Source organism: Geobacillus sp. ZGt-1 (assembly GCF_001026865.1).
Classification (GTDB): Bacteria; Bacillota; Bacilli; order Bacillales; family Anoxybacillaceae; genus Geobacillus; species Geobacillus thermoleovorans.
Genome location: NZ_LDPD01000023.1, coordinates 277,347 through 302,221, shown reverse-complemented (window position 1 = coordinate 302,221; position 24,875 = coordinate 277,347). Strand labels below are relative to the sequence as shown.

General features: G+C 54.4%; 30 protein-coding genes and 3 pseudogenes. 31 read left to right on the top strand and 2 right to left on the bottom strand.

Features of this window, described 5'->3' with window-relative positions; translation table 11 throughout:
• Window positions 1-165: 165 nt before the first annotated feature.
• From VU18_RS10230 to VU18_RS10220, 5 genes and pseudogenes are all read left to right on the top strand, one after another.
• Window positions 166-357 (top strand): DUF2332 family protein, encoded by a 192-nt coding sequence (locus VU18_RS10230; RefSeq protein ID WP_014196329.1) that lies wholly within the window; start codon window positions 166-168, stop codon window positions 355-357.
• A 102-nt stretch (window positions 358-459) separates the two neighbouring features.
• Window positions 460-579: pseudogene (locus tag VU18_RS21260) on the top strand (spore photoproduct lyase); the annotation flags it as partial.
• Window positions 580-740: 161 nt separating this feature from the next.
• Window positions 741-909: pseudogene (locus VU18_RS20085) on the top strand (MarR family transcriptional regulator); the annotation flags it as partial.
• 1 nt (window position 910) lies between these two features.
• On the top strand, window positions 911-1,166 hold a 256-nt coding region (locus tag VU18_RS20080; protein WP_304413652.1), incomplete at its 5' end, for an iron dependent repressor, metal binding and dimerization domain protein.
• Between the two features lie 87 nt (window positions 1,167-1,253).
• On the top strand, window positions 1,254-2,138 hold the full coding sequence (locus VU18_RS10220; RefSeq protein ID WP_047758058.1) for a patatin-like phospholipase family protein: 885 nt from the start codon (window positions 1,254-1,256) through the stop codon (window positions 2,136-2,138).
• Between the two features lie 78 nt (window positions 2,139-2,216).
• Here VU18_RS10220 and VU18_RS10215 read toward each other — a convergent pair whose 3' ends face one another.
• Together VU18_RS10215 and VU18_RS10210 are read right to left on the bottom strand one after the other, a co-directional pair.
• On the bottom strand, window positions 2,217-2,573 hold the full coding sequence (locus VU18_RS10215) for an SA1362 family protein (protein ID WP_021322363.1): 357 nt from the start codon (window positions 2,571-2,573) through the stop codon (window positions 2,217-2,219).
• 22 nt (window positions 2,574-2,595) lie between these two features.
• Complete coding sequence (locus VU18_RS10210) at window positions 2,596-3,531, bottom strand: DUF1385 domain-containing protein (RefSeq protein ID WP_047758057.1); 936 nt, start codon at window positions 3,529-3,531, stop codon at window positions 2,596-2,598.
• 186 nt (window positions 3,532-3,717) lie between these two features.
• Here VU18_RS10210 and VU18_RS10205 point away from each other — a divergent pair, with 186 nt between their 5' ends.
• The 26 genes and pseudogenes from VU18_RS10205 to spoIVB form a co-directional block, all read left to right on the top strand.
• Window positions 3,718-4,248, top strand: coding sequence for a YqhR family membrane protein (locus VU18_RS10205; protein WP_023633911.1), 531 nt, complete (start codon window positions 3,718-3,720; stop codon window positions 4,246-4,248).
• A 260-nt stretch (window positions 4,249-4,508) separates the two neighbouring features.
• Window positions 4,509-5,570, top strand: a complete 1,062-nt coding sequence (locus VU18_RS10200) for a Xaa-Pro peptidase family protein (RefSeq protein ID WP_011231893.1) — start codon at window positions 4,509-4,511, stop codon at window positions 5,568-5,570.
• 27 nt (window positions 5,571-5,597) lie between these two features.
• Entirely contained in the window at window positions 5,598-6,155 is a 558-nt protein-coding gene (efp, locus tag VU18_RS10195) for an elongation factor P (RefSeq protein WP_011231892.1), read from the top strand.
• Window positions 6,156-6,331: 176 nt separating this feature from the next.
• On the top strand, window positions 6,332-6,613 hold the full coding sequence (locus VU18_RS10190; protein ID WP_011231891.1) for a YqhV family protein: 282 nt from the start codon (window positions 6,332-6,334) through the stop codon (window positions 6,611-6,613).
• 61 nt (window positions 6,614-6,674) lie between these two features.
• Window positions 6,675-7,595: a stage III sporulation protein AA gene (spoIIIAA, locus tag VU18_RS10185; RefSeq protein ID WP_011231890.1), complete on the top strand. Its 921-nt coding sequence runs from the start codon at window positions 6,675-6,677 to the stop codon at window positions 7,593-7,595.
• Window positions 7,592-8,104 carry a stage III sporulation protein SpoIIIAB gene (gene spoIIIAB, locus VU18_RS10180; protein WP_014196327.1) on the top strand — a complete coding sequence of 171 codons (513 nt, stop codon included), beginning with the start codon at window positions 7,592-7,594 and terminating at the stop codon, window positions 8,102-8,104. The genes spoIIIAA and spoIIIAB overlap by 4 nt, the downstream gene beginning before the upstream one ends.
• Window positions 8,105-8,119: 15 nt before the next feature.
• Window positions 8,120-8,326 (top strand): stage III sporulation protein AC, encoded by a 207-nt coding sequence (gene spoIIIAC / locus VU18_RS10175; RefSeq protein WP_011231888.1) that lies wholly within the window; start codon window positions 8,120-8,122, stop codon window positions 8,324-8,326.
• 21 nt (window positions 8,327-8,347) lie between these two features.
• Window positions 8,348-8,734 carry a stage III sporulation protein AD gene (gene spoIIIAD, locus VU18_RS10170; RefSeq protein ID WP_011231887.1) on the top strand — a complete coding sequence of 129 codons (387 nt, stop codon included), beginning with the start codon at window positions 8,348-8,350 and terminating at the stop codon, window positions 8,732-8,734.
• Window positions 8,735-8,747: 13 nt separating this feature from the next.
• Window positions 8,748-9,911, top strand: a complete 1,164-nt coding sequence (gene spoIIIAE, locus VU18_RS10165; RefSeq protein WP_011231886.1) for a stage III sporulation protein AE — start codon at window positions 8,748-8,750, stop codon at window positions 9,909-9,911.
• Window positions 9,912-9,921: 10 nt separating this feature from the next.
• A complete protein-coding gene (gene spoIIIAF, locus VU18_RS10160) occupies window positions 9,922-10,533 on the top strand; it encodes a stage III sporulation protein AF (RefSeq protein WP_011231885.1) in 612 nt (203 codons plus the stop codon).
• Between the two features lie 7 nt (window positions 10,534-10,540).
• Window positions 10,541-10,766, top strand: a pseudogene (locus VU18_RS20075) (stage III sporulation protein AG); the annotation flags it as partial.
• Between the two features lies 1 nt (window position 10,767).
• Window positions 10,768-11,173 (top strand): stage III sporulation protein AG (gene spoIIIAG, locus VU18_RS20070; protein ID WP_236687357.1); only part of this gene is annotated, 406 nt, incomplete at its 5' end.
• Window positions 11,174-11,196: 23 nt separating this feature from the next.
• A complete protein-coding gene (locus VU18_RS10150; RefSeq protein WP_011231883.1) occupies window positions 11,197-11,748 on the top strand; it encodes a SpoIIIAH-like family protein in 552 nt (183 codons plus the stop codon).
• Window positions 11,749-11,892: 144 nt separating this feature from the next.
• Window positions 11,893-12,426, top strand: coding sequence for an acetyl-CoA carboxylase biotin carboxyl carrier protein (gene accB, locus VU18_RS10145; protein WP_011231882.1), 534 nt, complete (start codon window positions 11,893-11,895; stop codon window positions 12,424-12,426).
• Window positions 12,427-12,441: 15 nt separating this feature from the next.
• On the top strand, window positions 12,442-13,797 hold the full coding sequence (gene accC, locus VU18_RS10140) for an acetyl-CoA carboxylase biotin carboxylase subunit (protein ID WP_023633908.1): 1,356 nt from the start codon (window positions 12,442-12,444) through the stop codon (window positions 13,795-13,797).
• Window positions 13,798-13,807: 10 nt separating this feature from the next.
• Window positions 13,808-14,209 (top strand): Asp23/Gls24 family envelope stress response protein, encoded by a 402-nt coding sequence (locus VU18_RS10135; protein ID WP_011231880.1) that lies wholly within the window; start codon window positions 13,808-13,810, stop codon window positions 14,207-14,209.
• Window positions 14,210-14,401: 192 nt separating this feature from the next.
• Window positions 14,402-14,794 (top strand): transcription antitermination factor NusB, encoded by a 393-nt coding sequence (nusB, locus tag VU18_RS10130; protein ID WP_011231879.1) that lies wholly within the window; start codon window positions 14,402-14,404, stop codon window positions 14,792-14,794.
• Window positions 14,795-14,853: 59 nt separating this feature from the next.
• Window positions 14,854-15,708 (top strand): bifunctional methylenetetrahydrofolate dehydrogenase/methenyltetrahydrofolate cyclohydrolase FolD, encoded by an 855-nt coding sequence (folD, locus tag VU18_RS10125; protein ID WP_011231878.1) that lies wholly within the window; start codon window positions 14,854-14,856, stop codon window positions 15,706-15,708.
• Window positions 15,709-15,719: 11 nt separating this feature from the next.
• On the top strand, window positions 15,720-17,066 hold the full coding sequence (xseA, locus tag VU18_RS10120) for an exodeoxyribonuclease VII large subunit (RefSeq protein ID WP_047758055.1): 1,347 nt from the start codon (window positions 15,720-15,722) through the stop codon (window positions 17,064-17,066).
• The gene (locus VU18_RS10115; protein ID WP_012820585.1) at window positions 17,063-17,293 is read left to right on the top strand and encodes an exodeoxyribonuclease VII small subunit; all 231 of its coding nucleotides are present in this window, start codon (window positions 17,063-17,065) and stop codon (window positions 17,291-17,293) included. Before xseA ends, VU18_RS10115 begins: the two co-directional genes overlap by 4 nt.
• 3 nt (window positions 17,294-17,296) lie before the next feature.
• Entirely contained in the window at window positions 17,297-18,190 is an 894-nt protein-coding gene (locus VU18_RS10110; RefSeq protein ID WP_020754127.1) for a polyprenyl synthetase family protein, read from the top strand.
• Between the two features lie 247 nt (window positions 18,191-18,437).
• Window positions 18,438-20,330, top strand: a complete 1,893-nt coding sequence (dxs, locus tag VU18_RS10105) for a 1-deoxy-D-xylulose-5-phosphate synthase (RefSeq protein WP_033004878.1) — start codon at window positions 18,438-18,440, stop codon at window positions 20,328-20,330.
• A 3-nt stretch (window positions 20,331-20,333) separates the two neighbouring features.
• Window positions 20,334-21,182, top strand: coding sequence for a TlyA family RNA methyltransferase (locus VU18_RS10100; protein WP_020278545.1), 849 nt, complete (start codon window positions 20,334-20,336; stop codon window positions 21,180-21,182).
• A 56-nt stretch (window positions 21,183-21,238) separates the two neighbouring features.
• Window positions 21,239-21,688: a transcriptional regulator AhrC/ArgR gene (gene ahrC / locus VU18_RS10095; RefSeq protein WP_011231872.1), complete on the top strand. Its 450-nt coding sequence runs from the start codon at window positions 21,239-21,241 to the stop codon at window positions 21,686-21,688.
• 126 nt (window positions 21,689-21,814) lie between these two features.
• The gene (gene recN, locus VU18_RS10090) at window positions 21,815-23,536 is read left to right on the top strand and encodes a DNA repair protein RecN (RefSeq protein WP_011231871.1); all 1,722 of its coding nucleotides are present in this window, start codon (window positions 21,815-21,817) and stop codon (window positions 23,534-23,536) included.
• Between the two features lie 273 nt (window positions 23,537-23,809).
• A partial coding sequence (gene spoIVB, locus VU18_RS10085) for a SpoIVB peptidase (RefSeq protein ID WP_047758054.1) occupies window positions 23,810-24,875 on the top strand: 1,066 nt, incomplete at its 3' end.

Below are 24,875 nucleotides of genomic sequence, written 5' to 3'. Positions count from 1 at the left end.
CGTTCTTCGAGGCGCTGTTGTCCGGCTTCTAGTCGGTCGAGGCGTTCATGAATCGGCTGCAACTCCTCTTTCAGCACTGAGCGAAGCAATTCGACAAGCTCGTGAGACATTCTGCATCCCTCCTTTCAGTTTAGTTTTATTGTATCATTGCGTTCATGAGCTGTCATGGCAAATCTTGAGCAGCTTCGCGAAATCGGCCGCCAACGGGATTTGTTCCATGTGTATAACAATATGTGGGATCGGAAATTGCATCTGGATGGCATGATTGACGGCCGAGAATATCGGCAAATCGTGGCTGAAACCGATGGGCATGGTCGTTGGTTTCGCTGGGAGATGAACATATCAAATTGGGGGTAATGAGCCTTCCATGAAAAATGATGCCAAGCAAAAGAAGCACGCGATTTCCCTCCATCCTTGAATCATACTAACATCAAATACGGAGAACATGGAGGGAAATGAATGAAACCGTTTATGCCCAAACTTGTGTATTTCGAACCGGAGGCGTTGCCGCATCCGCTCGGAAAGGTATTGCTCGCTTTTTTCCATCGGCCCAAGTGCAGTATTTTACGTAATGTCCCCTTCATGGTATAATGGGATTGATTGCTATTTTTTGTTTGCCTGGGCGGCCGACTGGCCCGGCAGCGTCTAGCCGAAGCGGGCAAAGCGGCAATGTTCATGAGAGATGCTGACGGCCGCTGCACTTGTCTGCGGCAGACAAATGTAATGGGAGGGGACAAACGTTGCCGACACCAAGCATGGAAGATTATATTGAGCAAATTTACATTTTGATTGAAGAAAAGGGCTATGCCCGCGTCTCTGACATCGCTGAAGCGTTGTCCGTCCATCCCTCCTCGGTGACGAAAATGGTGCAAAAGCTCGATAAAGATGAGTATTTAGTGTATGAGAAATNCCGCGGACTCGTCTTGACGCCAAAAGGAAGAAAAATCGGCCAGCGGCTCGTCTACCGCCATGAGCTGCTTGAGCAGTTTCTCCGTTTGATCGGTGTCAGCGAAGAAAACATTTACCGCGACGTGGAAGGGATTGAACACCATTTGAGTTGGAACGCCATCGACCGGATTGGCGATTTGGTGCAATATTTTCAAGAGGACGAACGCCGTCTTGAGGCGCTGCGCGACGTGCAAAAGCGCAATGAGCAAGGGGAGTAAGCGACTGCTTGCTCTTTTTTGTTTTTCGTACTAAACGCCTTTTCTTTCTCTTACATATATATAAACAGCGAGAAAGGGGAGGCGGCGATGAACATTGATCTCGTCTTTTCCGGCGGCGGAGTGAAAGGGTTTGCGTTGCTGGGGGCGTATGAGGCCATTGAAGAAAAAGGGCTGCGCTGGAAGCGGCTTGCCGGGACGAGCGCCGGGGCGCTGCTTGCTGCGCTACTGGCGGCTGGATACACCGCCCGTGAGATGACGCAGTTGCTCGAGGAGCTTAGGCTGGAGCAGTTTTTGGATGAACGGGCGTCGTGGGTTCCGTTTTCTGTTTGGAAGTGGGTGCGCCTATATTGGCATTTAGGAGTTTATAAGGGAAACGTGTTTGAACAGTGGATCGAATCGGCGCTCGCTGCCCGCGGAGTGCGTACGTTTCGGGATGTACCAGCCGACAGTTTGTATATCGTTGCCTCCGATGTGACGAACGGGCGCATCGTCGTGCTGCCGGATGATTTGGCGATATACGGCATTGACCCCGGCTCGTTTTCGATCGCCAAGGCGGTGCGGATGAGCACGAGCATTCCGTACTTTTTCGAGCCGGTCCGCCTTCACGGACGGGACGGCACCTCCCTCATCGTTGACGGCGGGGTGCTCAGCAACTTTCCGCTGTTTCTCTTTGATGAAGAAAAAGAAACGAAAAAACGGCCGGTGCTCGGCGTTCAATTGAGCGCCAAGCCCGGCCAGCGGCCGAAACGGCGCATTGCCAACGCGCTTGATTTGTACGAAGCGTTGTTTGCGGCGATGAAAGAGGCGCATGACGCCCGCTATATTTCGCGCCGCCATGAAAAAAACATCATCTTTTTGCCGGTGGAAAACGTTCTTGCGACCGAGTTTTCCATCGACCTGGAAGCGCGCCGGCGTCTCATTGACTATGGGCGCGAGCGGGCGCGGCAGTTTTTGCGCCAATGGGCGTACTAGACGGGAAAGCGACAATAGGTCACACCTCTGCCGCCGATTTTTTAGCTGAACGGCAGAGGCAAACAAAAAAGAATCAAGCTAAAACGAAGCTCGATTCTTTTTTTTGCCTTTTTTGCCCTCGATCACGGTCAAGTGCGGAATGGCCGTCCGTTTTTTCAGCGGCCGCTTCAGTTTCGCCGGCTTTGCTTGTTTGCGCCCGGAGCGGGGATGGAGCTTTTTCGACTGCCGCACCGCCTTTAAATACGATAACCGATCTTGATCGGTGCGGCGTTGGTATACGAACCGGTAGAAGAGATAAATGGCGGCCAAAAACAGCGCAACAAACAACAGCTGGCGGAACAGCACCGTCGGATGGGCAAAAAGGGTATAGACAATGCCAAGCGTTCCAAGCAAAATCATAAGCCCGACAAGCGGATGAATGGCCCGGCGCCGCAATGAGTCCACCCCCTTTGATCGATTACTGCACCGCTTGTTTCCTTTCGGCTTCCGCTTCCAAATCAAGAAGCCGCTGAAACGAGGCGATGGCCACTTCCACTTGGTCATCGTCCGGTTCTTTTGTCGTCAACCGCTGCAGCCATAGCCCGGGATAGCCAAGCCAGCTTAGCAGCGGAATATCCCTCAATTTATTTGTAAACTGCAAGACCTCAAACGAAACGCCAAGCACGACAGGAATTAAAGCGAGCCTGTTTGCGATTCGCAGCCAAAGCGGATCCGTCGGCACGAACAAATAAAGGAACAAGCTGATCATGACAGTAAATAAAATGAAGCTGCTGCCGCATCGGTAGTGAAGGCGCGAGGCGCGCTGGACGTGCTCAACAGTGAGCGGCCACCCTGATTCAAAGGCGTTGATGACTTTATGTTCCGCCCCGTGGTATTGGAACACGCGCCTAACAAGCGGCGTCAACGAAATAAAGTAAATGTAGCCGAGCAAAAGAGCAAGCTTAAAGGCTCCTTCAAGCAAAATTTGCCCCATTTTCCCCGGTACGAGCGGTTTAAAGGCGTCGGCGGCGAGCGCCGGAACGAGCGTAAAAATGGTTTTGGCGAATAAAAACGATAGCACGCCGATGACGGCGGCGCCGAGAATCAGCCCGAATTTGGAGCGTCTTTCTTCGGCGGCCTGTTTTTCGTCCGAGGACGCCTCATATTGTTCGCTGGCAAATTGCAAATGCTTGGCCCCGTTTGCGCTCGCCTCAATAATGGCGACAATGCCGCGGACAAACGGGATTTTTTTCAGGGCAGCCAGCGTCGGATGGCTGCGGCGAGGCAGCGTAAAATAGTCAATCGTCCCGTCATGGCGGCGAATAGCGGTGACGGAGTGCGTCTTGCCGGCAAACATCACCCCTTCAACGACCGCTTGGCCGCCGTATAACGGTTTCTCCATTGATGATTTCATCAGGCCAACACCAACCTATTTTTTATGTTTATTATTTTATTCTACAAGAAACATCCGGAAACCTCTAGGTTGATGCTACTATTATGATTTCCAAAAAATCCATGATTTACACAAGGGCGGTCATTTTTTCGTTTGATTCATGGGATGGTCGGCCGTCGGTCATACTAACAGACAAGGAGGTGTACGATGATGGCGGAACAAAAAAGGAAGCTTGAGCAGGAGGAGACGGAGCGGCCGATGACGCTCATACAAAAAACGATCATCATCGGGTTTGTCGGCGGGGTGTTTTGGAGTTTGATCGGCTATTTGGCTTATTTTTTCCATTTCAGTGAAATCAGTCCGAATATGATTCTCATCCCGTGGGTTGCCGGGGACTGGAAATATGGGAAAGCCGGCAATTATGCGGCCATCGTGCTGATCGGCATCATTTCCATTGCGGCGGCGCTTTTGTACTACGCGTTCCTGCGCAAGATCGCCGGTATGTGGGCGGGAATGGTATATGGCGTGGTGCTTTGGATGATTGTCTTTTATTTGTTTAATCCACTGTTTCCAAACGTCCAACCAGTTGCAGATTTAGAAACGAATACGATTATTACGACGCTTTGCTTATACATTTTATATGGCGTATTTGTCGGGTATTCGATTTCTTTTGAAACGCAAGAAATGAATCGAACGGCGTTAAATGTCGGAAAAGAGGCGGCAAATGAAGGAAACTGACGAAGCTTCTTTTCGCTCTCATCCGCTGAAGTAAGTGCTGCATCAAGCGCCGCGCGGACGTCTAGCGGAAACGACCATCTTTATGGTAAAATAAAGAAGGTTTTGCATGTTTCAGCATCAGTCCATGGCTGCTGCGGGCGCTCGTGAAACTGGCGCGCCTACGAGGTTTTTCGCGTCATCCTGACCGCGAAGATTTTCTCCGCTCTCGACGCAGGCAGCGGAGGAGACGAGCACACTCTAAGGGAAGAGGAGACGGAAACATGGAAAAGCTGGAAAAGCTTCGGGAGCTCCTTGACGAGCAGCATATCGACGGGCTGTTAGTAACAAACGGCTACAACCGCCGCTATTTGACCGGGTTTACTGGCACGGCCGGCGCTGTACTTGTCAGCCGTCAAGGGGCGGTGTTGGTTACGGACTTCCGCTACGTCGAACAAGCATCGAGGCAAGCCCAAGGGTTTGAAGTCGTCCAGCACAGCGGGCCGATCATCGAAGAAATTGCCAATCAGGTGAAGCGGCTTGGCATCAAGAGGCTTGGCTTTGAGCAAGAACATGTCACCTATGCCGCATACAAGTCGTATGAAGAAGCCATCCGCGCTGAACTCGTGCCAACGTCTTGGCTCGTAGAAAAATTGCGCTTGATTAAGTCAGAGGCAGAGATTAAGATATTAAAGGAAGCAGCAGAAATCGCTGATGCGGCGTTTTCGCACATTTTGTCGTTCATCCGTCCAGGCGTTAAAGAAATCGAAGTGGCGAATGAGCTGGAATTTTTTATGCGCAAACAAGGGGCGTCTTCGTCCTCCTTTGATACGATCGTTGCCTCCGGCTACCGTTCGGCGCTGCCGCACGGGGTGGCGTCAGAGAAAACGATCGAGCGCGGCGAGCTCGTCACGCTTGATTTCGGGGCTTACTATAAAGGGTATTGTTCCGACATTACGAGAACGGTCGCCGTCGGCGACATTAGCGTGGAGCTGCGGACGATCTATGACATCGTTCTTGAAGCGCAGCAACGCGGCATGAACGGGCTCAAGGCAGGCATGACCGGCAAAGAGGCTGATGCGCTCACGCGCGATTACATCCGCGAAAAAGGGTATGGCGACTATTTCGGCCATTCGACCGGCCATGGGATTGGATTGGAAATTCACGAAGGGCCGACGCTTTCGTTCCGTTCGGATGTCGTGCTTGAGCCAGGCATGGTTGTCACCGTCGAGCCGGGCATTTACATCCCGGGGCTTGGCGGGGTGCGCATCGAGGACGATACGGTCATTACTGCTGACGGGAACGAAGCTCTCACCCATTCGCCAAAAGAACTGATCATTTTATAATGGATTGCGTGAGGAGGATTTCGGCTAATGATTTCAGTCAACGATTTTCGCACAGGACTTACGATTGAGGTGGACGGCGAGATTTGGCGCGTCCTTGAATTCCAGCACGTCAAGCCGGGCAAGGGGGCGGCGTTCGTCCGTTCGAAGCTGCGCAATTTGCGCACCGGCGCCATTCAGGAGCGGACGTTCCGCGCCGGCGAAAAAGTGAACCGGGCGCAAATCGACACACGCAAAATGCAATATTTGTACGCCAACGGCGACCAACACGTTTTTATGGATATGGAAACGTACGAACAAATCGAGCTGCCGGCGAAACAAATCGAGCATGAATTGAAGTTCTTGAAAGAGAATATGGAAGTATTTATTATGATGTACCAAGGCGAAACGATCGGCGTCGAGCTGCCGAACACCGTCGAGCTGAAAGTCGTCGAAACAGAGCCGGGCATTAAAGGTGACACCGCTTCTGGCGGTTCGAAGCCGGCGAAGCTCGAAACCGGCCTTGTCGTTCAAGTGCCGTTTTTCGTCAACGAAGGCGACACGCTCATCATTAATACGGCCGACGGCACGTACGTTTCGCGGGCGTAAGCGCAAGCCCGACAGGCACCGTCTCGGACACCTTCCGGGGCGGTGTTTTTTATGCGCAAAATGGGCGCCGTTTTGCTCTCCCCCATCGTTTTCCTCAGTAAAAACTTCTTCTGAAACGGCTTGTTTTCGCATACGTTTGTACTAATCGATCCCATTTGGCAAAACAGGAGGGGAACATGAAACATTGGCTGCGATCGATCGACCCGTCCGTTATGGCCATGGCTGGCATGCGGATGGTGTCCGCGTTCATTGAACTGAGCGCGGCGCTGTTGATGCTTGTGTTCAATGACGTGAAAAAAGCGCTTGCCGTTAATGCCGCGCTTGCTGTCGTCGGTCCAACCGTCATGATGGTGACCATGGCGATTGGACTGCTTTCGCTTGCGGACGAGCTCTCGTTTTCACGGCTTGGGCTTGTGGCGCTCGGGATCGCGCTCATTTTGTTCGCAATTTACAAGTAAGGCATAAACGGCGCATTCCGCCCATACATATGAACTAGTCCACAAGAAAAGGGGGAGGGCCATGGAAGCGGTGTGGGGAATTTTGCCGAAAACGGTCGCCGCCGCGTTGCAGCACCATCTTCCTTCATGCCGCCGCGGAATTGAAGAAATCCGCATCCGCGTCTCCCGGCCGCTTGAGGTGATCGTCGACGGAACGGCCCGATTGCTGCCGTATGAAGTGACGAAAGAAGACGGCGTGCATTTGCTCAACAAATTGAGTCATTATTCGATCTATGCCGTCGAAGAAGAGCTGAAGCGCGGATTTATGACGATTGAGGGGGGGCATCGCGTTGGGCTGGCCGGCAAAGTCATTACTGAAGGGGGCAAGGTGAAAGCGATCCGCGATGTTTCCTCGTTTAACATTCGCATCGCCAAGGAACAGATCGGCATCGCCGAGCCGCTGATTCCGTATGTGTACGACGGCCGCTGGCGTCATACGATGATCATCGGCTCGCCGCAGACGGGAAAAACGACGCTCCTGCGCGATGCGGCGCGCTTGATTAGCAGCGGGACGAGGCGCATTCCGGCGCAAAAGGTGGCGATCGTTGACGAACGATCGGAAATCGCTGGCTGTGTGAAAGGGATTCCTCAGTTTTCGTTCGGCCCGCGCCTTGACGTGTTGGACGCCTGCCCGAAAGCGGAAGGGATGATGATGATGATCCGCTCGATGAGCCCTGATGTCATGATTGTCGACGAAATCGGGCGCGAGGAGGACAGCGAGGCAGTGCTTGAAGCGGCCAATGCTGGCGTCTCTGTATGGACGACTGTGCACGGCCGCAACATCCAAGACGTCTGGCAGCGTCCGACGCTCGGACCGGTGATGGAACAAAAGGTGTTTGAACGGTTTATTGAGCTGACGAACATTCCCCATCCCGGCTCAATCCGACGCATTCTCGACGCTGGCGGAACGGTGCTGTATGAAAGGGCGGTGGTCCATCGATGAAATGGTTTGGCGCTCTGTTGATTCTCGCCGCCTCAACATGGCTTGGGTTTGCCGCCGCCCGCGTGTTGCACGAGCGGCCGCTCCAGCTCCGCCAGCTGAAAGCGGCGCTGAGGGCGCTTGAGGCGGAAGTGATGTATGGCCATACGCCGCTTGCCGACGCCGCTATGCATCTCGCCCGGCAAACGGCCGCCCCGTTGTCCGAATTGTTCGAGCGGTTTGCCGCCGCGTTATGCACAGAAGAAACGAGCGCCGCCGAGGCATGGGAAAAAAGCTTGCGAGCCGTATGGGGAAAAACCGCTCTAAAGCAAGGAGAATTTGAAGTGATGAAACAATTTGGCGCCACGCTTGGCCAATACGACCGGCTCACCCAGCAAAGGCAAATCGCGCTGGCGCTCGCCCATCTTGAGCGGGAGGAAGCGGAAGCGCTAGACAACCAGGCGCGCTACGCCAAGATGGCGAAAAGTTTAGGCGTGTTGGCCGGCCTGCTGCTCGTCATTTTACTCATGTAGACAGGAGGCAGAATCATGGGCATCGATGTCGATCTCATTTTGAAAATCGCCGGCGTCGGCATCGTCATCGCGTTTTTGCATACGGTGCTCGATCAGATGGGGAGGAAAGAATACGCCCAATGGGTGACGCTGCTCGGCTTTATTTATATTTTGTTTATGGTCGCTTCCATCGTCAGCGATTTGTTCCAAAAAATCAAGGATGTCTTTTTGTTCCGCGGGTAGGAGGGATCGGCCATTGACATTTTGCAAATCGTCGGCCTCGGGTTGATCGCGACGTTTTTGGTCGTGTTGCTGCAAGAGCAAAAGTCGAATCTCGCCTTTTTGTTGACCGTGTTTGTCGGCTGCACCATTTTTCTGTTGTTGGTCGATCAAATCAGCAGCATTTTGGCGATGTTGCGAAAAATGGCCGAAGGCGCCCATATTCAGATGGTGTATTTAGAGACGATGCTGAAAATCATCGGCATTGCCTACATTGCCGAGTTCGCTGCCCAAATTTCCAAAGACGCCGGCCAAGGGGCGATCGCCGCCAAAATTGAGCTCGGCGGAAAAATCATCATTTTGGCGCTGGCGGTCCCGATTTTGACGGCGATCATTGAAGCGGTCATCGGCCTCATCCCGTCGGCGCGCTAAAGGGGGGAACGGATTGAAGCGAACAGCGTTCCTTATTGTCGGGCTGCTTTCTCTCTTTTTTTGTCCGTTGGTCGTACAAGCCGCAAGCGATGGACCGTCGGTCAGCGAGCAGCTCGCTCAGCTCGATGTGAGCGATATCCGCCGCTATTGGGAAACGATCGTCAGCGAGTATGGAGGGTTTTTGCCGGAAAGCGAGAAAGGGCCGCTCACCGATTTTTTAAGCGGCGACAAGCAATGGTCGCCGGCCGAATGGCTGAAGGCGCTCGCCCGCTATTTGTTTTATGAACTGCAGGTGAACGGCAAACTGCTCGGCACGCTCATTTTGCTTGCTGTCTTCAGCACGGTGCTGCAATCGCTGCAAAATGCATTCGCCCAGCAGGAAGTAAGCAAAATCGCCCAGGCGGTCGTCTATATGGTGCTCTTGTTGATCGCCTTAAACAGCTTTCGCCTCGCGGCGGATTATGCGCTTGAGGCGGTGCGGACGATGAGCCATTTCATCATCGCCCTCGTTCCGCTGCTGCTCGCCCTGCTCGCCACTTCCGGCGGGGTCGCGTCGGCGGCGTTTTTCCACCCGATCATTTTGTTTGTGATGAACACCACCGGCACGGTCGTTGAATACGTCACCTTGCCGCTTTTGCTTCTGGCTGCGCTGCTTTCTGTCGTCAGCACGCTCAGCGACCGTTACAAGGCGACTCAGCTCGCCGATTTGCTCAACAAAGCCTCCCTCGGTTTGCTCGGCCTCATTTTGACCGTGTTCCTTGGCGTCATGTCCGTGCGAGGAGCGACAGCGGCCGTGGCTGACGGCGTGGCGCTCCGGGCGGCGAAATTTGTCACCGGCAATTTCATCCCGGTCGTCGGCAAGCTGTTCACTGATGCCGCCGATACGGTCGTCGCCGCTTCCATGCTGTTGAAAAATACGGTCGGGTTGGTCGGGGCGGCGATTTTGCTCATGATCGCCATCTTTCCAGCGGTGAAAATTTTCGCCATCGTCATCGTCTACAAACTATCGGCTGCTCTTCTGCAGCCGCTTGGCGGCGGACCGGTATTGTCCTGCCTCAACATCATCGGCAAAAGCATCGCTTACGTGCTGGCGGCGCTGCTCATTGTGTCGCTCATGTTTTTCTTAAGCCTCACCGTCATGGTGATGGCCGGGAACATTACGATGATGGTCCGCTAGGGGGAGCGCTATGCAGCTAGTCATTGAGTGGGTGACAAACATCATTTTGTTTTTGTTGTTTGCTGTCATCATCGATTTTTTGCTGCCGTCGGGGACGATGCAAAAATACGTGAAAATGGCTGTCGGGCTTATGCTCGTTCTCGTGATGCTCGCTCCGGTGCTCAGGCTCGCTTCCGTTGATCCCGAGCAGCTCATCGCGTCGGCGCTCGTCCATTTTTCCAACGGCCGTGCGGGGGAGGAGGCAATAAAAAATCAAATCGAACAGCAGAAAAAAGAAATACAAGCCTCGCAACGCGCATATATTTTAAAACAAATGGCTGTCCAGCTCGAAAACGATGTCAATGAGGAGTTGATGGAAAAGTATGGGCTGAAAGCGGATGTCAACGTTTACGCCAAGCCAGGCGACGACTGGCGCATGCCGGATGACATCAAGACGATTGAGGTCGTCCTTTCGAAACAGAAGTCAGCCGGTTCGGTGGAACCGGTTGTCATCGATACGACGAAGCCGCCGGCTTTGCCGGAGGGCGATGCTTCGCTGGCAGAGGAGGTGCGCGCTTTTCTCGCCGGCCGATGGGAAATCGATGAAGATAAAATTGACGTGCAATTTAGGGGGAGGGAATAGAGGGGGGATGTTGCCGCTCATCAAACGGCTCTTTTCTTCAGCGCCGAAAGACGGGGAAGGAGCACAGAAAAAATGGCCGTTTTCGTACGTCGTCGTCCTGCTGTTGGCTGGTGTCGCCTTGATGGCGGCAAGCCATTGGGCAAACAGTGGAGAGGAAGCCGAAGCGAAGCCTTCCGCCGGGCAGCCGTCCGCTCCAGCCGAGCCGGCATTCCTGGCAAGCAAGGAGACGAAAGNGAAAGTGATCGCCGCCTATGAGGAGCGGTACGAAAAAGAACTGAAAGCCGCTCTTGAGGCGATCGAAGGGGTGGATGATGTCACGGTCGTCGTCAATCTCGATTCCACGGAGTTGAAACTGTATGAGAAAAAGCGTTCGACTCAGCAGCAGACAACGGAAGAGAGCGACAAGGAAGGCGGGAAGCGGACGATCGAAAACGAGTCGACCAATGAAGAAGTCATCATTATTCATAACGGCGAAGAAGAAACGCCGCTTGTCGTCGCCACGAAAAAGCCGGACATCCGCGGCGTTCTCGTTGTCGCCAAAGGGGCGGATAATTTGCAAATCAAAAAATGGATCGTCGAGGCGGTGACGCGCGTGTTAAACGTTCCGAGCTACCGCGTCGCTGTCTTGCCGAAAAAATGACCGGGTAAGGGGAGGAGATCGGCATGTTGAAAAAACAAACCGTATGGCTGTTGACGATGTTGAGCTTGGTCGTTGTGCTGTCGGTCTATTACGTGACAGCTCCAAAAAATATGAACGACAGTCCGGCATTTACCGCCAATAAGAAAACGGAAAAAACAACCGATCAGCCGAGCGTCGCTGTCGAAGAGGCGAAAAAGCCGTCCGCGTCTGGCGAAACGGGCGACGACTTGTTTACAGCGCTGCGCATGAAAATTGAGGATGAACGGAGCCGGCTGCGCGATGAGCTGAACGCCATTGTCGCTTCAGCGAACGCGACGGCGGAAGAAAAAAGTGAAGCGCTCGACAAAATTGAAAAATTGCAAGCATTGTCCGAAAAAGAAGCAACGTTGGAGACGCTCATCAAATCGAAAGGCGGTTATGAAGACGTGCTCGTGCGCGCCGATGACAACCAAGTGCGCGTGACGATCAAAGCGAAACAAAGCTCAGCTAAATCGGCGAATGAAGTCATTCATATGGTGAAAAAAGAAATACCCGATGCTGAATACGTGACGGTTGAGTTTCAGCCGGCTGGATGAACGCGCTGCTCTTTAGGGCAGCTTCTTTTTTTGCGGAAAAGTCTTTTGTTTGTCCTACTGTTGTGTGTATAATCGTTATGGACACGTTTAGGCACCGCCAGAAAGGAACGGGCTGCACGATACTTGGAGAAAGGTGTGAGATCGATGAAAATTCAAGAAATCCGTGAATTGATCCGCTTGGTCGACCAGTCCTCAATTGACGAATTCGTATACGAACAAGGCGAAACAAAAGTACATATGAAAAAAGGAACGGCTGCTGTCGCCGTTGCGTCGGCTGCGGCCGCACAGACGGCGGTCGCGCCGCCGGCGCCTGCCGCTCCGGCAGCGGTCGAACCGGCTTCGGCAGCTGCTCCCGTTCAAGCAGCGGCCTCAGAAGCGCCGGCACCGAAAGCGGAAACGCCGGTGGTCAAAGAAGAAAAGCCGGCTGTGGAAGGCAACTTGCATCAAATTACTTCGCCGATGGTCGGCACGTTCTACGCAGCGCCGGCGCCGGACAAGCCGCCGTATGTGAAGCCGGGCGACAAGGTGAAAAAAGACACGGTTGTCTGCATCATCGAGGCGATGAAGCTGTTTAATGAAATTGAAGCGGAAGTCGATGGCGAAATTGTCGAGGTGTTGGTGCAAAACGGCCAGCTCGTCGAATATGGCCAGCCGTTGTTTTTAGTCAAGCCTGAATAAGGGAGAGAACGGACGATGATCAAAAAAGTGTTGGTGGCGAACCGCGGGGAAATCGCCGTCCGCATCATCCGCGCCTGCCGCGAGCTTGGGATTGAGACGGTCGCTGTCTTTTCGCAAGCCGACCGCGACGCCTTGCACGTGCAGCTGGCTGATGAGGCGTACTGCATCGGGCCGACCGCTTCGAAAGACAGCTATTTAAATTTCACAAACATTATGAGCGTCGCCACGCTGACTGGCTGTGACGCCATCCACCCCGGTTACGGGTTTTTGGCGGAAAATGAAGCGTTCGCCGAGCTGTGCCGTGAATGCAACGTGACATTTATCGGCCCAAGTCCGGAAGCGATTGCAAAAATGGGCATTAAAGACATCGCTCGCGAGACGATGCGCGAGGCGGGGGTGCCGATCGTGCCTGGGTCGCGCGGGGTTATCGAAAGCCTTGATGAGGCGCGGGCGATTGCCGAAGAGATCGGCTATCCGGTCATCATTAAAGCGACGGCCGGCGGCGGCGGGAAAGGAATCCGCGTCGCCCGCGACGAAGGCGAGCTCGTCAAAGGCATCAACATCACCCAGCAGGAAGCGGCGACGGCGTTTGGCAACCCAGGCGTCTATATTGAAAAATATATCGAAGATTTCCGCCATGTCGAAATTCAAGTGCTCGCTGATTCGTACGGCAATACGATTCATCTCGGTGAGCGCGACTGCTCGATCCAGCGCCGGCTGCAAAAACTGGTCGAGGAAGCGCCGTCGCCGGCGCTTGACGACGAGATGCGCCGGAAGATGGGCGAGGCGGCGGTCAAGGCGGCGAAAGCGGTCAACTACACCGGCGCCGGTACGGTTGAATTTATTTATGACCACCGGAACAAACAATTTTACTTCATGGAGATGAATACGCGCATTCAAGTCGAGCATCCGGTCACTGAACTGATCACCGGTGTCGATTTGGTCAAGGAGCAAATCCGCATCGCCGCCGGTGAAAAGCTGTCGATCACCCAAGAGGACGTCACGTTTAACGGCTGGGCGATCGAGTGCCGGATCAACGCCGAAAATCCAGCGAAAAACTTTATGCCGTCGCCGGGGAAAATCGCCATGTACCTGCCGCCGGGCGGCCCGGGCGTGCGCGTCGATTCCGCCGTCTATCCAGGCTATACGATCCCGCCGTATTATGATTCGATGATCGCCAAATTGATCGTTCATGCGCCGACGCGTGCGGAAGCGATCGCCCGCATGAGACGGGCGCTTTCGGAGTTTATCATCGAAGGCATTCATACAACGATTCCGTTCCACATAAAATTAATGGAGCATGAGAATTTTCAAAGCGGTGAGTTTAATACGAAGTTTTTGGAGTTATATGATATTATGAAGGCGGAATAGGAGGTGCCTTATGTCTGAGCATGTCTTTGAAACAGAGCAAGTGTACCCGGCGCTCGGCAAGGTGGAAATTGCACCGGAAGTGATTGAGGTGATCGCTGGCATCGCGGCGTCAGAAGTCGACGGCATCGCGCAAATGCGCGGCAATTTTGCCGCCGGCGTCGCCGAGCGGTTTGGAAAGAAACACCATGGCAAAGGCGTCAAGGTTGATTTGCGCGACGACGGCGTCGTCATCGATCTTTATTGCCTCGTCCAGTTTGGCGCATCGATTCCGAACGTGGCGAAAAAGGTGCAGGAAAATGTGCGCCAGGCGCTTTGGAACATGACCGGCCTCGAGGCGAGCGAAGTGAACGTTCATATCGTCGGCATCCAGTTTGAGGGCGGCAAGCAGGAACAAGGCGTGGTCGAACAGTGATCTCGCAAGGCAGTTGCTTTTTCGGCGGCTGCCTTTTTGTTTTTTTGGCCAAAGTTTGTTATTGTAATGAACGAGGCCGTTATGGCGCAACCAACGGCAGCGCGAATGATTTGTGGGAAAAGGCTGGCTTTTTCCGAAAAATATGATATGATTTCATTGTGAATGTTCGTTTTTTTGGAAAGGGGGACCGCCATGAAGCGGCATGAAGCACGGGAAAAGGCGTTGCAGGCGCTGTTTCAAATCGATGTCGGACGCATTCCACCAGACGAGGCGCTCCACAATGTCACGGGCGGCGGCGACATCGACCCGTTTTTGCGCCAGCTCGTCTTTGGCGTCGTCGAGCACCAGGAGGAGATTGACGAGCTGTTGCGCGCCAATTTGGAAAAATGGACGCTTGAACGCGTCGCCAACGTTGACCGCGCCATTTTGCGCATGGCGACGTACGAGATGAAATACGCCGATGATGTGCCGGTAAGCGTCAGCCTCGATGAGGCGGTCGAGCTGGCGAAAAAATTCGGCGATTGGAAATCCGGAAGTTTTGTCAACGGCGTGCTTTCGAAAGTGAAGGCGGCGCTGCAAAAATAAAACCGGCTGCATCGCGGGCAGATATCGAACGATGAACGAGGAGAGGGGAACGAAACACGATGACAGCACAAATCATTAGCGGAACGGAGATGGCGAGGACGATTCGCACCGCATTGGCGGATGAAGCCGCACAGTTGAAAGCGGACGGCGTTGAGCCGGGGCTGGCCGTCATTCTAGTCGGCGACGATCCGGCATCGCATTCGTATGTAAAAGGAAAACAAAAAGCGTGCGCCGAGGTCGGCATTCGCTCGTTCCTTTACACGTTTCCGGCGGCGATCGACGAAGAGACGCTGCTTGCGAAAATCCGCGAGTTAAACGTCGATCCGGCGGTGCACGGCATTTTAGTGCAGCTGCCGCTGCCGGATCACATTTGCGAATGGTCGGTCATTGAAACGATCGCACCGGAAAAAGATGTCGATGGGTTTCACCCGATCAATGTCGGAAAAATGATGATCGGCCAACGGGCGTTTCTCCCTTGCACTCCGCATGGCATTTTAGTGATGGTGCAATCGGCCGGCATTGACATCGCCGGCAAGCACGTCGTCGTCGTCGGCCGAAGCAACATCGTCGGCAAACCGGTTGGCCAGCTGTTTTTGCGCGAACATGCCACCGTCACCTACACTCACTCGAAAACGCCGGATTTGGCCGCCATCACTCGGCAGGCGGACATTTTGATCGTCGCTGTCGGCAAGGCGCGCCTCATCGGCCCGGAACACATCAAGCCCGGGGCGGTCGTCATCGACGTCGGCGTCAACCGGCTTGAGAACGGCAAATTGTGCGGCGATGTCGATTTTGACGCTGTGAAAGAAGTGGCTGGCTATATTACGCCGGTGCCGGGTGGAGTCGGGCCGATGACGATTACAATGCTCTTGCACAACACGATTGAAGCGGCACGGCAGCTGGCCGCAAAGTGAGGGCAGGATCAGTGGAAGTGAAATATGTGACGGTCGGGGCGTTGACGAAGTACATCAAACGCAAGTTCGATGTCGACCCGCATTTGCGCGATCTATGGGTGAAGGGCGAGATTTCGAATTTTAAGCAGCATTCGCGCGGCCATATGTATTTTACGTTGAAAGACAGCCAAGGACGCATTGCCGCCGTCATGTTCGCCGGCTACAACCAGCATTTGCCGTTCCGCCCTGAAGATGGGATGAACGTGCTCGCGCGCGGGGAAATTTCCGTCTATGAACCGAACGGCAACTATCAGCTTTATGTCAAAGAAATGCAGCCGGAAGGTGTCGGAAGCCTCTATTTAGCCTACGAACAGCTGAAGCAGCGGCTCGAGGCGGAAGGGTTGTTTTCGCCGGTCCATAAAAAGCCGCTTCCAGCTTTCCCTCGCTGCATCGGCGTCGTTACATCGCCGACTGGAGCGGCGGTGCGCGATATTATGACGACGATTCGCCGCCGCTATCCCCTCGCTAAAGTCATTTTGTTTCCAGCGCTCGTTCAAGGGGACGGGGCGGCGCCCTCCATCGTGCGCGCCATCGAGCGGGCGAATGCGTTCGGCGAGGTTGATGTGCTGATTGTCGGCCGCGGCGGCGGCTCGATCGAAGAATTGTGGGCGTTCAATGAAGAAATCGTCGCCCGCGCCATCTTCGCCTCAAAAATACCGATTATTTCCGCTGTCGGCCATGAAACAGATTTTACGATCGCCGACTTTGTCGCCGATTTGCGGGCGCCGACGCCGACGGCAGCAGCTGAGATGGCGGCGCCGCATGTTGGGGAGCTCGCTGAGCGGCTCGCCGAGCGGAAATGGCGGCTCATCCGCGCCATGAAAGAGCGGCTTGCCGCTGATAAAGAGCAGCTTCGCCGGCTGCAAGGATCCTACGCATTCCGCTATCCCAAGCGGCTCTATGAACAAAAAGAACAGCAGCTTGATGCGTTGCTTGAGAGGCTTAGCCGCCAACGCGAACGGCTCGTCGACAAACATCGTCAGCGGCTGCATGAGCTTGACATGAGACTATGGCGGCACCATCCAGCTGCAGAGCTTGAGCGGATGAAAGAACGGCAAAAGGCGGCCGCCAATGCGCTGGAAAAAGCGATGCGCACCGCGGTGGAGCGCCATCGGTTCCGCTTTCGCTCCAACCTCGCCCGGCTTGAGGCGCTCAGTCCGCTTCGCATCATGGAGCGCGGCTACAGCTTGGTGTACAATGAGCAGGGCGAGCTCGTGAAACGAACGAACCAGCTTCGAATCGGCGAGCATCTTTCCATTCAAGTTCAAGACGGACGAGTCGATTGTCAAGTGACGGGAGTGGAGGAAAAACACGTATGAGCGAAGAAAAAGAGATGACGTTTGAAGAAGCGATGAAAAAACTGGAGGAAATCGTCGAAAAGCTCGAGGAAGGGAACGTGCCGCTTGAGGAGGCGATCGCCTTTTTTCAAGAAGGCATGAAACTGTCCAAGCTTTGCCATGATAAATTGCAGCATGTGGAGAAACAGTTGGAGTACATGCTGCGCGAAGACGGCGAGCTTGTCCCTTTTTCGCCGGAGGAGGAGTGACGGGTGGCGCAGCTTTCGGTTGAACAGTTTCTCAACGAACAAAAACGGGCCGTCGAGGCGGCGCTTTCCTCCTATATGGCGCGGCTTCGTGGGCCGGAGACGCTGAAAAAGGCGATGGCCTACTCGCTTGAGGCCGGCGGCAAACGAATCCGCCCGCTTTTGTTGCTGGCGACCATCCAAGCGCTTGGCAAAGACCCGGCGATCGGTCTGCCAGTCGCTTGCGCCATTGAAATGATCCATACGTACTCGCTCATTCATGATGATTTGCCAAGCATGGACAACGATGATTTGCGGCGCGGCAAACCGACGAACCATAAAGTGTTCGGCGAGGCGATGGCCATTTTGGCCGGGGACGCCTTGCTTACGTATGCGTTTCAATTGATCGCCGAGGTTGATGACGACCGCGTTCCGCCTTCCGTCCGGCTGCAGCTCATCGAGCAGCTCGCGAAGGCGGCCGGCCCGGAAGGCATGGTCGCTGGACAGGCGGCTGATATGGAGGCGGAAGGAAAAACGCTGGCGCTTGCGGAACTGGAATACATCCACCGCCATAAGACGGGGAAAATGCTGCAATACAGCGTGCACGCCGGCGCCCTGCTTGGCGGCGCCGATGGTCGGCAGACGCGCGAACTCAACGAGTTCGCCGCACATTTAGGCCTCGCCTTTCAAATTCGCGACGATATTTTGGACATTGAAGGAATGGAAGAAAAAATCGGCAAGCGAGTCGGCAGCGACCGCGACAACAAGAAGGCGACATATCCGGTGCTTCTTTCGCTAGGCGGTGCTAAAGAGAAACTGGCGTTTCACATTGACGCCGCGAAGCGCCATTTGCAGCAAGCCAAAATCGATGACGCGGTGCTGGCCTACATTTGCGAGCTTGTCGCGGTCCGCGACCACTGATGCGGGGCGGCCGCCTCTTGTTCCCGTTGTTCGCTTTCCTGCGGGGCGGAGGCGGCCTTGTTTTTTTGGTTGTTTTCCGCCGGGCGGCCGCCGCAAGTTCTATAGATACACCACAAAACGCGTCCTAGTGGTGACGGGCTGCGTTGGCGGGAAAAGTCGATTTTTCGCGCCGGATCATGTATAATAATACTACCTGTACGAGGAGAAACGGCTCGGAGAACGACAGAATGAAAGCGAGTGATCTTTGTTGGACTTGACAAAAATTGACCATCCGCGCGTTGTCAAAAACATGTCCATTCCTGAGCTGAAACGGTTAAGCGCCGAGATTCGGCGGTTTTTAATTGAGAAGTTGTCGAAAACAGGCGGACATATCGGCCCGAACTTAGGGGTCGTCGAGCTGACGATCGCCCTCCACCGCGAATTCGACAGCCCAAAAGACAAGCTCATTTGGGATGTCGGACACCAGTCATACGTGCATAAAATTTTGACCGGACGCGCCGCCGCGTTTGACACGCTCCGCCAATACAAGGGGCTGTCCGGGTTCCCGAAACGGAGCGAAAGCGAGCATGACGTGTGGGAAACGGGCCATAGCTCGACGTCGCTGTCGGCGGCGATGGGAATGGCGATCGCCCGTGATTTGAAAGGGACGGATGAATACATCGTGCCGATCATCGGCGACGGGGCGCTCACCGGCGGCATGGCGCTTGAGGCGCTCAACCATATCGGGCATGAGAAAACGGATATGATTGTCATCTTAAATGACAATGAAATGTCGATCGCTCCGAACGTCGGCGCGTTGCACAACATCCTCGGTCGGTTGCGCACCGCCGGCAAATACCAGTGGGTGAAAGATGAACTGGAGCTGCTGCTCAAGCGCATCCCAGCGGTCGGCGGCAAGCTGGCGGCGACCGCCGAGCGGCTGAAAGACAGCTTGAAATATTTGCTTGTCTCCGGCGTGTTTTTCGAAGAGCTCGGGTTTACGTATTTAGGCCCGGTCGACGGCCACGATTTTGAGGATTTGCTTGAGAACTTGCGCTATGCGAAGAAGATGAAAGGCCCCGTGCTTGTGCATGTCATCACGAAGAAAGGGAAAGGATACAGTCCGGCGGAAAACGACAAAGTCGGCACATGGCACGGCACAGGGCCGTACAAAATCGAAACCGGCGCTTTTGTCAAAACGAAAGAGGCCGGTCCGTCATGGAGCGCGCTTGTCAGCGAAACCGTGCGCCGGCTCGCTCGCACCGACCCGCGCATCGTCGCGATTACGCCGGCGATGCCGGTCGGCTCGAAGCTGGAAGGGTTCGCAAGCGAGTTTCCCGATCGGATGTTTGATGTTGGCATCGCCGAGCAGCACGCGACAACGCTCGCGGCTGGATTGGCGACGCAAGGGATGAAACCGTTTTTGGCCATTTATTCGACATTTTTGCAGCGCGCCTATGACCAAGTCGTCCATGATGTATGCCGGCAAAACTTAAATGTCTTTTTCGCCATTGACCGTGCTGGGTTGGTCGGGGCGGACGGCGAAACGCACCAAGGGGTGTTTGACATCGCCTTTTTGCGCCATGTGCCGAATTTGGTGTTGATGATGCCAAAAGACGAAAACGAAGGACAGCACATGGTGTACACCGCCATCCGCTACGACGACGGGCCAATCGCCATGCGTTTCCCGCGCGGCAACGGGCTTGGCGTACCGCTTGATGAGGAGCTGAAAGAAATCCCAATCGGCACGTGGGAAGTGTTGCGCGACGGCTGCGATGCGGCGATTTTGACGTTTGGCACGACGATTTCGATGGCGCTTAAGGCGGCCGACGAGCTGGCGAAAGACGGCATATCGGTGAAAGTCGTCAACGCTCGCTTTTTGAAGCCGATGGACGTGGCGATGCTTCACGAACTGCTTGAGAGCCGCCTGCCGATCTTAACGGTCGAAGAGGCGGTGCTGCAAGGCGGCTTTGGCAGTGCTGTGTTGGAGTTTGCTCATGATCATGGTTATCACGGAGCGGTCATCGAACGGATGGGCATCCCGGACCGCTTTATCGAACATGGAAGCGTCAGCGAGCTGCTCAATGAAATCGGGCTGACGTCGACCCATATCATCGACCGCATCAAAACGATGGTGCCAAGAAAACAGAAAAGGGCTTGAGACATGAAAGGAAAAAAAGAACGGCTCGATGTGCTGCTTGTCGAACGAGGGCTGGCGGAAACGCGGGAAAAGGCGAAGCGAGCGATCATGGCCGGGCTTGTCTATTCAAACGACGTTCGACTCGATAAGCCCGGGGAAAAAGTGCCGGTTGACATTCCGCTTGAGGTGAAAGGCAACCCGCTTCCGTACGTCAGCCGCGGTGGGTTGAAACTGGAAAAAGCGTTGCGCGAGTTTCATATTCGCGTGGAAAATAAAATTGTTCTTGACATCGGCGCGTCGACCGGCGGTTTCACCGACTGCGCCTTGCAGCATGGGGCGAAGCTGACGTATGCCGTCGATGTCGGCTACAACCAGCTTGCTTGGAAGCTGCGTCAAGACGAGCGCGTCGTTGTGATGGAGCGGACGAACTTCCGCTACGTGACGCCGGATCAGTTTACGAAAGGGCTGCCGGAAGTAGCTGTCATCGATGTCTCGTTTATTTCGCTGCGGCTCATTTTGCCGGTCGTCAAGACGGTCATGGTGCCGGGCGGCGATGTGATTGCGCTCGTCAAGCCGCAGTTTGAAGCCGGCAGGGAAAAGGTCGGCAAAAAGGGGATTGTTCGCGACCCGAACATTCACGAGGAAGTGCTCGAATCGATCATTCAATTCGCCTGCGCGGAAGGGTTCGATGTTCTTCATTTAACGTATTCACCGATTACCGGCGGCGACGGCAATATTGAATTTTTGCTTCATGCTGCCTATCCTGGAGGAAACCGGGAGGGAGAAAACCGACTGCCAGCATCCGTCGCCGACGTGGTGAGCGAGGCGCATGCCCGATTGCGGGCGGGGAGCGTGGAGCCAAGCGGCAAATAGCGTCGGCGGGACGGACAATCTGCTCTGCACTTTGAAAAGCGGGGAGGTGGCGCAATGTGAACAAAGGGCAAAGGCATATTAAAATTCGCGAAATCATTATGAACCATGACATTGAAACGCAAGACGAGCTTGTCGACCGGCTGAGAGAAGCTGGCTTTAACGTCACCCAGGCGACCGTCTCGCGCGACATTAAAGAAATGCAGCTCGTCAAAGTGCCGATGGCCAACGGCCGCTACAAGTACAGCCTTCCGTCCGACCAGCGCTTCAATCCGTTGCAAAAGCTGAAGCGGGCGCTTGTTGATGTGTTTGTGAAGCTTGACGGAACGGGCAACTTGCTTGTGTTGCGGACGCTGCCGGGCAACGCCCATGCCGTCGGCGTCTTGCTCGACAATTTGGATTGGAACGAAATCGTCGGTACGATTTGCGGCGACGATACGTGCCTGATCATCTGCCGTACTCCGAAAGATGCGGAAAAAGTGTCCGACCAGCTGTTGTCCATGCTCTAGGCGAGGACCGGCCCAGCTCCCGTTCCACGTTCAAGGACGGAACGACAGGGCGGTCCTCGTTTGCAAATCCGAACATACGTGCTATAATCAAAAGTGGAATCAATCGGACAGGCAAGGAGTGGTGAAATGCTCGCCGAGCTGTCGATTAAAAATTTCGCCATTATCGAGTCGCTCTCGTTGTCGTTCGACAAAGGGCTGACGGTGTTAACCGGCGAAACGGGAGCCGGCAAATCGATCATCATCGACGCGATTCATTTGTTGATCGGCGGACGCGGCTCCGCTGAATTTGTCCGCTTTGGGGCGGAAAAGGCGGAAATCGAAGGGCTGTTTTTGCTTGATGATGACCGCCATCCATGCTGGCAAAAATGCGCAGACGTTGGCATCGACGCCAGCGACGGCATGATCGTGTTGCGCCGCGATATTTTCGCCAACGGCAAAAGCGTCTGCCGCATTAACGGCAAGCTCGTCACGACGGCGGTGCTGCGCGACATCGGGGCGACGCTTGTTGATATTCACGGCCAGCATGAACATCAAGAACTGATGGATCCGTCCCGCCATCTGCCGCTTTTAGACGAGTTCGGCGGCCTAGAGGCGGCAGAGGCGCTTGCTCGCTACCGCGCCGTCTACGAGCGGTATGAGGAGCTCGGAAACAAATTGAAAAAGCTGAGCGAAAATGAACAGCAAATGGCGCACCGGCTTGATTTGCTGACGTTTCAGCTGCGTGAAATCGAGCAGGCGGCGCTCGAGCCGGGCGAGGACGAGCGGCTGATGGAGGAAAAAGTTCGCATCGTCAATTTTCAAAAAATTTATACCGCGCTGCAGAAAAGCTATGAGGCCCTCTCCGGAGAGGGACGCGGGCTTGATTCCATCGGGGAGGCGATGCGCCATCTCGATGACGTCGCAGGCATGGATGCAGCGCTCAAAGATGCGCATGAAACGACGGCGAACTGCTACTATTTGCTCGAGGAAGTCATGTACAAGCTGCGCGATCAAATTGAGGAGATGGAATACGACCCAGAGCGGCTCGATGCCATTGAAAGCCGTCTCGCGGAAATCGGGCAGCTCAAACGAAAATACGGGGCGACGATCGCCGATATTTTGCACTATGCCGAGACGATCGCCGAGGAAATCGAGACAATCGAAAATCGCGAAACGCATGTGCATGAGCTTAAGCAGCAGCTCGCTCTGGTGACGGACGAGTTGCTCACGGAGGCGAAAAACGTCACCGCTGTTCGGCAAACATATGCCCGGCGCCTGATTGAGCGCATTCATCAAGAACTGAAAGACTTGTACATGGACAAAACGAAATTTGACATCGTATTTGCCAAGCGCGAAGGATCGCTTGACGCCCCCTTGGTCGACGGCGTGCCGGTTAGGTTCCAAGAAGATGGCATCGATGTCGTCGAGTTTTACATTTCGACGAACGTCGGCGAGCCGTTAAAACCGCTCGTCAAAGTCGCTTCCGGCGGCGAGCTGTCGCGCATTATGCTGGCGTTGAAAACGATTTTTTCCAAACATCAAGGAGTGACGTCGATTGTTTTTGATGAGGTCGACACCGGTGTCAGCGGACGCGTCGCCCAGGCAATGGCGGAAAAAATTTACCGCATCGCCAGCCAGTCGCAAGTGCTTTGCATTTCCCATCTGCCGCAAGTCGCTGCGATGGCGGACACGCACTTGTTGATCGCCAAAGAGACGGATGGGGAACGGACGAAAACAGTCGTGAGGAAGCTCAATGAGGAGGAGAAAGTGAAAGAAATCGGGCGGATGATTTCCGGCGTCGAGATGACGGAATTGACGAAACGGCATGCCAAAGAGCTGTTGGAACTGGCGGCGAAAATGAAACATTGATTCCTGTTTCCCCTGTTCGTCGAGGGGAGGCGCATCCCTCTCAAAGCGGGCCGATTCCGCCTGCCTGTTCTGCCTTGGCGCCCGCTTTCCTTAAGAGAACTACGGTGTTTCATAAAGATAAGCAAAAAGCCGCGCGGCTGTCCGGATGCAAGTCCATCCAATTCCGGGCAGCTTTTTTATCGACAGGGCGATTATATTTTCCCCGGTTCAGGCAAAATTAAAACTGTAACCGTTTTTGCATGGTGTAGGCGGGAGCGAGGAGAGTGGACGACATTGAATAAAGAAACGGCGCGAAAAATCGCAGGAGTGCTTCTCCTTGGTATATTGACGGCCATCGCCTTTTCCAAACCGATGAAGGAATATTGGCAAATTCCGAAGCAGCTTGTCCTGTTTGAAGGCGATGCGGTTGAATTTCCTGCCGCTTCCCTTCCCGTGCAAGCGGCCGTCAATGACCGAAACGCTCCCGAAACGCTCAATATTGAGCGAAAAAACGGTTCTCTGTCTGTAAAGGCGAAACGCCGCGGACATGAAACGATGATGTTGCAGGTTGCCGGAATGCCGATCAAGCAAGTGGATGTCAACGTGCTGCCGACGCTCAAAGTCATTCCCGGCGGACAATCGATCGGCGTCAAGCTCAATACCGTCGGCGTTCTTGTCGTCGGTTACCACCTTGTCGAAACCGAAAACGGGAAAAAATCGCCGGGAGAGGCAGCCGGCATTCAAGTCGGCGACATCATTATCGGCATTAACGGCCAAAAAATCGAAAACATGAGCGACCTTTCCCCTTTCATCGAGGAGGCCGGCAAAACGGGAAAACCGCTTCATCTAAAAATTCTGCGCGATCAGCACTCCATGACGGTGAAGCTCGTTCCGCTGAGAGACAAGCATGACGATGTGTACCGCATCGGCCTGTACATTCGCGATTCGGCCGCCGGCATCGGGACGATGACATTTTACGACCCCAAATCAAAAACATATGGCGCACTTGGCCATGTCATCTCTGACATGGATACGAAAAAGCCGATTGTCGTGCAAAACGGGCAAATTATGCGCTCGACCGTCACATCGATCGAAAAAGGGACGAGCGGCAATCCAGGTGAAAAATTAGCCCGCTTTTCCGACGGCGAAGAAGTGATCGGCACGATCACCACCAACAGCCCGTTTGGCATTTTCGGCAAGCTGATCAAACCACTGCCGGACAGCCCATTCACGAAACCGATTCCGATCGCTTTGGCCAGCCAGGTGAAAGAAGGACCGGCAAAAATATTGACAGTGGTCGAAAACGACAAGGTGGAGCAATTTGATGTTGAAATTGTCAGCAACGTTCCACAAAAGTTTC

Coding starts and splice junctions, on each gene's coding strand:
- spoIIIAC (WP_011231888.1), top strand. CDS start 8,120: ATGGGCATCGATGTCGATCTCATTTTGAAAATCGCCGGCGTCGGCATC.
- spoIIIAB (WP_014196327.1), top strand. CDS start 7,592: ATGAAATGGTTTGGCGCTCTGTTGATTCTCGCCGCCTCAACATGGCTT.
- efp (WP_011231892.1), top strand. CDS start 5,598: ATGATTTCAGTCAACGATTTTCGCACAGGACTTACGATTGAGGTGGAC.
- VU18_RS10210 (WP_047758057.1), bottom strand. CDS start 3,531: ATGAAATCATCAATGGAGAAACCGTTATACGGCGGCCAAGCGGTCGTT.
- VU18_RS10220 (WP_047758058.1), top strand. CDS start 1,254: ATGAACATTGATCTCGTCTTTTCCGGCGGCGGAGTGAAAGGGTTTGCG.
- VU18_RS10230 (WP_014196329.1), top strand. CDS start 166: ATGGCAAATCTTGAGCAGCTTCGCGAAATCGGCCGCCAACGGGATTTG.
- VU18_RS10205 (WP_023633911.1), top strand. CDS start 3,718: ATGATGGCGGAACAAAAAAGGAAGCTTGAGCAGGAGGAGACGGAGCGG.
- folD (WP_011231878.1), top strand. CDS start 14,854: ATGACAGCACAAATCATTAGCGGAACGGAGATGGCGAGGACGATTCGC.
- VU18_RS10150 (WP_011231883.1), top strand. CDS start 11,197: ATGTTGAAAAAACAAACCGTATGGCTGTTGACGATGTTGAGCTTGGTC.
- accB (WP_011231882.1), top strand. CDS start 11,893: ATGAAAATTCAAGAAATCCGTGAATTGATCCGCTTGGTCGACCAGTCC.
- VU18_RS10200 (WP_011231893.1), top strand. CDS start 4,509: ATGGAAAAGCTGGAAAAGCTTCGGGAGCTCCTTGACGAGCAGCATATC.
- VU18_RS10190 (WP_011231891.1), top strand. CDS start 6,332: ATGAAACATTGGCTGCGATCGATCGACCCGTCCGTTATGGCCATGGCT.
- VU18_RS10135 (WP_011231880.1), top strand. CDS start 13,808: ATGTCTGAGCATGTCTTTGAAACAGAGCAAGTGTACCCGGCGCTCGGC.
- spoIIIAA (WP_011231890.1), top strand. CDS start 6,675: ATGGAAGCGGTGTGGGGAATTTTGCCGAAAACGGTCGCCGCCGCGTTG.
- nusB (WP_011231879.1), top strand. CDS start 14,402: ATGAAGCGGCATGAAGCACGGGAAAAGGCGTTGCAGGCGCTGTTTCAA.
- recN (WP_011231871.1), top strand. CDS start 21,815: ATGCTCGCCGAGCTGTCGATTAAAAATTTCGCCATTATCGAGTCGCTC.
- spoIIIAF (WP_011231885.1), top strand. CDS start 9,922: ATGCAGCTAGTCATTGAGTGGGTGACAAACATCATTTTGTTTTTGTTG.
- VU18_RS10100 (WP_020278545.1), top strand. CDS start 20,334: ATGAAAGGAAAAAAAGAACGGCTCGATGTGCTGCTTGTCGAACGAGGG.
- accC (WP_023633908.1), top strand. CDS start 12,442: ATGATCAAAAAAGTGTTGGTGGCGAACCGCGGGGAAATCGCCGTCCGC.
- VU18_RS10115 (WP_012820585.1), top strand. CDS start 17,063: ATGAGCGAAGAAAAAGAGATGACGTTTGAAGAAGCGATGAAAAAACTG.